The 8,236-nt window shown below is 37.6% G+C and carries 6 protein-coding genes; 1 reads left to right on the top strand and 5 read right to left on the bottom strand.

Annotation, left to right across the window (positions count from 1 at the left end; translation table 11 throughout):
• Together CI949_RS20950 and CI949_RS13425 are read right to left on the bottom strand one after the other, a co-directional pair.
• On the bottom strand, window positions 1-327 hold a 327-nt coding region (locus CI949_RS20950; RefSeq protein WP_365941659.1), incomplete at its 3' end, for a transposase.
• Window positions 328-461: 134 nt separating this feature from the next.
• Entirely contained in the window at window positions 462-1,847 is a 1,386-nt protein-coding gene (locus CI949_RS13425; protein WP_108142713.1) for an SLC13 family permease, read from the bottom strand.
• 322 nt (window positions 1,848-2,169) lie between these two features.
• Here CI949_RS13425 and mgrA point away from each other — a divergent pair, with 322 nt between their 5' ends.
• Complete coding sequence (mgrA, locus tag CI949_RS13430) at window positions 2,170-3,162, top strand: L-glyceraldehyde 3-phosphate reductase (RefSeq protein WP_108142701.1); 993 nt, start codon at window positions 2,170-2,172, stop codon at window positions 3,160-3,162.
• A 91-nt stretch (window positions 3,163-3,253) separates the two neighbouring features.
• Here the strand turns inward: mgrA and CI949_RS13435 are convergent, their stop codons facing one another.
• The 3 genes from CI949_RS13435 to CI949_RS13445 all read right to left on the bottom strand — a co-directional run bounded on the left by CI949_RS13435 (window position 3,254) and on the right by CI949_RS13445 (window position 7,819).
• The gene (locus CI949_RS13435; protein ID WP_108142703.1) at window positions 3,254-5,110 is read right to left on the bottom strand and encodes a family 16 glycosylhydrolase; all 1,857 of its coding nucleotides are present in this window, start codon (window positions 5,108-5,110) and stop codon (window positions 3,254-3,256) included.
• A gap of 70 nt (window positions 5,111-5,180) precedes the next feature.
• Window positions 5,181-6,542, bottom strand: a complete 1,362-nt coding sequence (locus CI949_RS13440; protein WP_108142705.1) for a glycoside hydrolase family 30 beta sandwich domain-containing protein — start codon at window positions 6,540-6,542, stop codon at window positions 5,181-5,183.
• 128 nt (window positions 6,543-6,670) lie between these two features.
• Window positions 6,671-7,819 (bottom strand): family 16 glycosylhydrolase, encoded by a 1,149-nt coding sequence (locus CI949_RS13445; RefSeq protein ID WP_166637097.1) that lies wholly within the window; start codon window positions 7,817-7,819, stop codon window positions 6,671-6,673.
• Between the last annotated feature and the right edge of the window lie 417 nt (window positions 7,820-8,236).

Here is an 8,236-nt window from a genome sequence, read left to right on the forward strand (position 1 = left end):
TAATTTGCTGTAATATCGGCTAAATGTTGCTTCACTGGGCACCCTACCAGTGGTAGAAAAACCGCAGACATATCTGAGATAAGGACTTCTATCAATTTTACTTACTAAGTCCGCTCTGCTGGGGATCTTTTCAATCTGCTGAACCAGAAAAGCTCTTAAAATAGCTTCTGGATTATATCCAGTTGGTCCTTTATTAGACTTAGGCTTTATCTTTTCAACAACAGGTTTAAGATCAATAGGATCTAAAATACAAATTAATTTGTCAGTTTCCGATAAATTAAGTAATTCTTCAAAGGGAAAGAGACACTCTTGTCGAATATTATTAATAGGGCTTCACCTTCTTTCGTATTTTATGGGTGCTACTATTTAATTCGACAAGATGGGGTGAAGCCCTTTTTATATCATTAAAATCTTTGTTATATCAAGGCTTATTTTTATGAAATTCGCTTAATCATAAAAAATTAGATTAAACCGGTAAACTGCCACCAGAAATATTCAAAGATCACGGTAATTATGGCTACTGCTGTCAGTGGTATTCCGAGTTTAATTACACTTTTTTCGGAGTAGTTTCCATTTTCTTTTCCCATTCCCACCAGAATATTGAGGTGATGAAAAGGCAGAATATAATGAGTTCCAATTGCAGTGTAAACAAAGAGAGCTGGAACTAAAGGGTTAATGCCACAGCTTTCAGCAAAGATAATAAAAGCAGGAATTGCAATTCCCATCACTGCGATTACACTGCCCAAAAACATATGTAAAACAATTGAGATCCCTGCTGTCATCAGAGCAAAATAGAGCATATTTCCAGGGGTCTCTGCCGGCAGCACAACCTGAGCCAGCCACTGATTCATCCCGGTTAAAGATCCTACCTTACCTATTGCTACTGCTGCAGTTAGAAAAATCAGCACCTTAATCGGAACCTGATTCCAGTCTTCTTTTTTTAGAATATCTCCACTGAGCGGAAGACTCATCATCACAGCAATGGTTAAAGTGATCCACCCCAGTTCAACTCCATGAAAAGAATCAGTCATCCATAACACAACAGCTGCAATCAGCCAGAAAACAGTCCGCTGTTCTTCAGCAGACATCATTCCCAGGTCCAGAAGTTTCTGACCAATTTTTTTCTTATTGATCTCTACTTTTTCTTCTGCTTTAAATAATTTTAAAATCACAAAAAGAGTTAATAAAGCTGCCAGTGCTGCTGGAGCTCCCATATACAAAAGCCAGCCACCCCAGCTTAAATCAACTCCAGCAAACTCCAGAGTCATAAAATTGAGGGTGCTTTCTCCTGTTAAAAAAATCATCGAAATCGGAATTGAAGCTGCAAAAACAGTTAGCCCAATTTTAGAAGCGTCATTTTGATTAATTCCTGCATTTTCAATGACGACTGACATAACAGACATAATAATAAAAGCCCGCGGCCAGGGATGAGGAATAATTAAACTTAGAAGAAAGGTCAAAGCAAAAATAGAAATTATAATCGACCGGTAAGAATCAACAAAGCGGATAATGAACTTATAGGCTATCCGTTCTCCCAGACCGGAGCGCTCAACCGCTGCTGCAATTAAATAAGCACCAATTACCAGATAGACAGTTTGGGAAGTCCAGAGTGAAAGCACTTCTTCTGCCGGTGCAATTTCAAATATCAGCATTGACATCAAAAATAGCGCTGCGATATAGGCAGAGTCAGCCACCTTTGCCGCCCAAAAAATAACTGTCATCAGAGTTAAGGAAAACATTTTCCGTCCAGCTAAAGAAAGACCGGGAATGCTGAGGTTCCAGACAAGCAGAGCAACTATGATGCCAACAAATAAAAAGATTGTACGTTTATCTTTAATTTTAACCACCACCGTTTTTAGTATATCTATATTTTAATAAAGTTTAGTAAATTAGTCAACTATATCTCACTACTTCTAAAGTTCTACTGAGCTTCAAAATCATAAATATCAGTCATTTTATTCCCTATCATTTTTATTATACTATATTATCTAATCAAATTAAATTATTAATATCAATTTTTATCAACTAATTGTAATCAACTTACATTTAACTAAATCGATTTTTCTGATATACTAATAGTAGAATTGAGTAAATTTTTTAAAATATATTATATTTTAGTTGAAGTTTTTTAAATGTCTTGAATTAAAAATCATAAGAGGAGGTTTTTTGATGCCTTATTTAGCTGACGAAAATCGTTATGAAAAAATGGAGTACAATTATACTGGGAACAGTGGTCTCAAGCTTCCGGCAATTTCCTTAGGACTCTGGCACAATTTTGGTGGAGTTGATACCTTAGAAAATGCCCGCAAAATGCTGCGCAAAGCTTTTGATTTAGGAATCACCCACTTTGATCTTGCCAACAATTATGGGCCTCCAGCTGGCTCTGCAGAGGAAACTATGGGGATTTTACTGGAAAAAGACTTCGCTCCTTACAGAGATGAACTGATTATTTCTTCCAAGGCCGGTTATTATATGTGGCCGGGGCCTTATGGAGACTGGGGTTCTCGCAAATATCTTATTTCAAGTATTGACCAGAGCTTAATGCGGATGGGCCTTGACTATGTAGATATCTTTTATCATCACCGTCCAGATCCTGATACACCACTTGAAGAAACTATTGGTGCTTTAAAACAGATTCAGGATCAGGGAAAAGCTCTATATGTCGGTATTTCTAACTATAATGCCGAACAGACAAAAAAGGCAGTAGAAGTTGCCGATAAGCTGGGAGTTGACTTACTCTTAAATCAGTTTAACTATTCTATCTTTGATCGCTGGTCAGAAGAGGAAAATCTATTAGGAACCCTGGAAGATGTAGGAATGGGTTCAATCATCTTCTCACCGCTATCTCAAGGATTGCTGACTGATAAATATCTGGGTGGAATTCCAGAAGACTCAAGAGCAGCCAAAGAAAGCGGCTTTCTGAAAAAAGACAGCATTACAGAAGAAAAGCTGGATAAAGTAAGACAGCTAAACGATATTGCTGCTGACAGAGGACAGAGCCTCTCACAGATGGCTTTAGCCTGGATTTTAGAACAGGGAGCAACTTCTGTTTTAGTTGGAGCCAGCAAGGTTGAGCAGATTATTGAAAATGCTGGTACTTTAAACAATACTGGCTTTACCAATGAAGAACTGGCGGCTATTGAAGCTATTGTTGCTGAGTAGGTACCGGGCACTTGAGAATTATTAGAAATGATTAAAGGCTAAAACCCTGCTTAGGGGTTTTAGCCTTTTTGTTATTCTAACTATTTAATTTTTAGTTCAATTTTTCTAATTTAACATTATCGATATAAACTGCAGTTGTCTCACCATTATCAGTATTTCCTAATGAAAATAATAATTTAGGTATGTCTGCTGCAGCTAAAGAAACATCTACTATATATTTTTTCATTTCAGAAGTTAAAGTAGGCTGTGCTTCTCCATAAACTTTCCAGTCTCCACCGTCTTCCTGCACCATTGCAATTATATCGCGTTCAGCATCTGCTCTGGCTTCAAAACTCAATCTGTAGTCTCCTGCATCAAGATCGACATACTGAGCAAACTGAATAGCCCAGGTCTGATTACCAAGACTTGAAACATCAATTTTAAATTCACCGTCTTCTACACCATAATCACTAACTGCGCCACCTTCTCCTGTCCAGACATACCAGTTATCAGGAGAACTGCTCATTTTATCTAAAATTGAGCTGTTAAATTCACCATTGACAACCGCGTTTTTAGTATATTCTGGTTCTTCAGGATTTCCACCTCTTTGAGCCTGATTATCATCTGTTCTTTCTACAACATGATATGGCTCTTGATCATCATCAATATACCATCTCATTTCGTCTGGAGTCCATTCGAAAATAAAATCGTGATAGCCGTCAGTAAAATCTCCTTCATCTAAAACATAGTGCTGGGTAATTCCGCCACCACCATAGTGGTTGGGACCGTGAACTGTTCCGTGAACCTCATCTGTCTGACCGGCGATGAATTCCATCATGTCAATTTCTCCGGAGCCAGGCCATGGGTTTTCAGTGATATCTGAACCTAACATCCAGAATGCAGGCCAGAGTCCCTGTCCTTCAGGAAGTTTTGCTCTGATTTCAACTCGACCATATTTCATATTAACTTTATCCTGAGTAATCATTCTGGTAGAAGTATAATCATATTCCCCATACTGATCACTGCGCTGTTCTTCTCTAACTGTAATTACTAAGTTACTGTCTTCAACATGTGCATTTTCACCTTCAGTATAATACTGCAGCTCATTATTACCCCAGCCAGGAATACCCTGCTTATGACCGTTTCCTACTTCATAGGTCCAGTAATCCTCATTAACCTCTTCTCCATCAAAGTCATCTTCCCAGTCTAAGTTACCGTCCTGATCATAAACTTTAATGTAGTCAACCAGCATTTCTTTAGGGAAATCAGTATCGACCTGACCACCCATGTTACCACCAACAGCTACATTAAAGATAAAGAAGAAGTCTTTATTATAAACCCACTTTTTTTTCTGTTCTTCTGGAATCTCATCAGCAGATGCTTCTCCGACTTCTGTCAGGCTGACATTATCCAGCCAGATTGTACCAGTGTTTTTACCAAGCTGAAATTCTACTCGTGACTTGGAATCAGTATCTTCAATCATTACAAATTCAAATTCATAACTTTTCATTTCTCTGTCAAGCTCTGCTACAAAGCCTCCTGTTTCTCCCTTACCGCCGACATATGAGCCCCAGCCTCTATCTGCTGTTCCACCAACTTTTAACTCTAACTCTCTCGGCTTTGAGGCCTTAGCATCAAACTCAACTTTATATTTGTAGCCTTTTTTGATTTCCACCGGTGCCTGCAGCAGCTGAATCGAATAGGTATTGCTGCCGCCCTCAAAGACAGATACTTTAAACATTTCACTATCTATTTCTCCAACACCAGCTCCAGCATTCTCTAAAAAGAGCCAGTTATCTTCGGTTGCAAAATTCCCGCCACCGTTGTCAGTTACATTGTTGATAGTTTTGATATCCTCTGTAAATTCACCATTACCTAAAATGTTTTCAGCACTTACAGCAGCACTGAAAAAAGATAAAGCTAAAAGCACAATTAACAACACAGAAAAATTTTTCTTTAACTTTAACATTTTATCACCCTTTTATTAATAATTTTTGTACCTATTTGTACCGGGTACAAGTGAAAATAATCTCATAGTCTTAATAAACCAGAGTCTGAATCGCATGAGCCGGAATTGTAATTTTAACTGCCTGACCCTCTTCTTTTAAGCTGAATTCCTGTGCCTCATCTTTTTCATTCATAACTACAACTGCTGTAGTCTGATCTGGATTTTCGAAGGCTGTAATCAAAAGCTCATCATTTGCTGACGCAACCCCAATTTTTGTGGCTCCAGGCTTAATATATTTGCTGAAATGACCCAGATAATAGTAGGGACTGTTATAATGGATTTTGTTCTTCTGAGTATCCACAATTATTGGCGCATCACAGTAATTTTGAACATGATTTGGTCCACCTTCTTCGTTCAGAACGAGATTCCAGTCAACCCAGCCAGTTGTATAATGGTTTAGATCAGCGATGACATGGCGTCCGTATTTTTCACCGGTCCACCATTCTCCAATAAAATCATCTGCATCAAATAGGGGATTACAGCCTTCAGTAAAGACCAGTTCCTTATTGTAGGTCTCATAGGTATAGCTTAAAACCTCATCATCAACTATATCTTTAGTGTCATCTTCACCATACCAGTGAAAACCTACTCCCCAGACCCACTTAGCTGCCTCCGGATCAGTGAAAATGGTATCAACTCTGGATTTCATAATATCTTTGTTGTGGTCAAAAACCATAATCTTAACATCTTCCAGACCCGCTTCTTTTAAAGTTGGTCCTAAGACCTTAACAAAGTCTCTTTCTTCTTCATCTTCATAAATACAGTTATCCCAGGGAGTTTCAGCCATCGGCTCATTCTGAATGGTCACACCCCAGATATCCATATCTCTTTGCTGATATTCTTTGATATAACGGGCAAAATAGTCGGCCCAGGTCTGCCAGTATTCTTTTTTTAATTTACCGCCTTTGTTCATCCTACCGTTTGTTTTCATCCAGGCAGGTGGACTCCAGGGTGAGGAAAAGAGCTTAAATTCTGCTCCCTCAACTGCCATTGCATCTTTGATAAAAGGAATTAAATATTCTTCATCCCGGGAAAGATCAAAGTCTCGAAGTTCTGTGTCTCCCTCAGTTTCTGTATAGGCATAGTTGCCCAGTGAAAAATCACAGCTGTTAATGTGGGTTCTGCACAAGCTGTAGCCGATTCCTTTTTCAGGATGAAAATATGCTTCTAATACTTCATCTCTCAATTCTGACGGTACCTGGGCTAAAGTGTAGGCTCCCGCTTCAGTAAAGGCCCCACCAAAACCAGTGATCGACTGAGCTTTTTGGTCCCGTTTGATTTCAAAGGCCGCTGAAGCAGCAACCGTTTCTTTTTTGAATTCTAGTGTATTCTTTTCTGTCAATCTGTCTTCTGTATCTTTTGCTGTCTGAATAACTTTAATTTTTTTTGTCATTAAATTTTCATCCCTTCAAATTTTTATTACTTGTAAACTCTTACCCAATCAACATACATCTTCTGTGGAAATTCTGTAGTGGAATCCGGGTAGCCCGGCCAGTTGCCGCCTGTATTTTTAAGATCTAACTATTTAGTGTAATGTCTAATCCAATCTATATACATATACTGTGGAAAACCTGTTGTTTCATCAGGAGTATCAGTAAAGTGGCCTCCTACAGCAATATTGAATAGCACATAAAAATTCTTATGAAATTCATTTTCAATATCTGAAGAAATATCTTTTCTTCCAAATTCAATTCCATCTAATTTCCATATAATCTCTTCCTGATCCCACTCTATTGCAAATACATGAAAGTCATCCTTAAATAGCTCACCATCTGCTAGAGTATATGATCCAGCTGGAACGGGTTCATTATATCCTGCAGTATTTGATTCTGTACCAGGATCTCGATGGACTGTTCCATGAACTGTTCCCTGACCATAATTTGGATCTCCTTTAGCTCCACTTTCTAAAATATCAATTTCACCACACTGCGGCCAAGATGTACTACCACCAGTTTCACTTATATTATCTCCCAACATCCAGAATGCTGGCCAGATACCTTTACCACCAGGTAATTTGATTCTAGCTGCTATTTTCCCATATTTAAATGTTTTTCCATCAGCTCCAGAGTCTCCATCCTGACCTCCTGGATTAGATATAACCCTGGCTGAAGTATAGTTACCCTGCTGATCATAAGCTCCACCATCATAAGTTGCTTTCAATACCATATAACCATTCTCTTCATAGGCTGTTGATCGCTCACCTGTATAACTTTCCAATTCATTATTGAAAGGAGTCATCAATCGCTGTCTTGTCCAGATATTAGTATCAAAATCCCCGTCATTGAATTCATCGCTCCAGTCGAGGTTCCAGCCAGCACCAGGTTCCCAGTCATCTTCTGGAATTGTAGGATCTAAAAATGATACAGCTACAGTATGGTCACTACCGTTGATAACTACGCTTTTTGATTTTGCAGTTGAGTCATTGTATACCTTTAAAGTATAAGTACCATTTTTTACTTCAAACTGAGCTGAGTCTCCTTCTTCATTGGCAACCATTTCTTCCTCATCATAGAGTTCAATCATAAGTGGAGAAGATTGATTATAATCAACCTGTACAGTTAGAGTGTGACTGCTGATGCTGTCACTGCTTCCACCATTACAGGCAGTTAATATTAAAAGCATTGATATTAAGATGAGTAATAAAAACAATTTTTTTCTATTTTTTGTCATAGAATTTCTCCTAATTCTTATTAGAAAATACTTTTTTTAAATAGTCTAAAAATAGACATCTATATCTCTATAATATTTTATATCATTAAATCTCCAATATCTTTAAAATATTCTATCCATTTAATAGAAATTATACTTATTAATTAGATATTCAAAGATAACCTTATATTTAATCTGTTAATCATTTTGATTATTTTTTGATAAACATTCTCGCTGAAGTAAAATCATCTTCAGCGAAAATGTTTTATTTAATAATACTTTATTTAGTTAATAAAAACTATATCATCTATATAGAATACTTGCTCTGAGCTTGGAGATGTTCCAAAATTACCGAATATTGATATTTTGTTATATGTTTGCGATGGATCCAATGCTGCGGTTCCTTCTGCTTGATTTGAAAAATCAAATGTTAATGTT

The sequence above is a fragment of the Halanaerobium sp. genome (genome assembly GCF_003070835.1).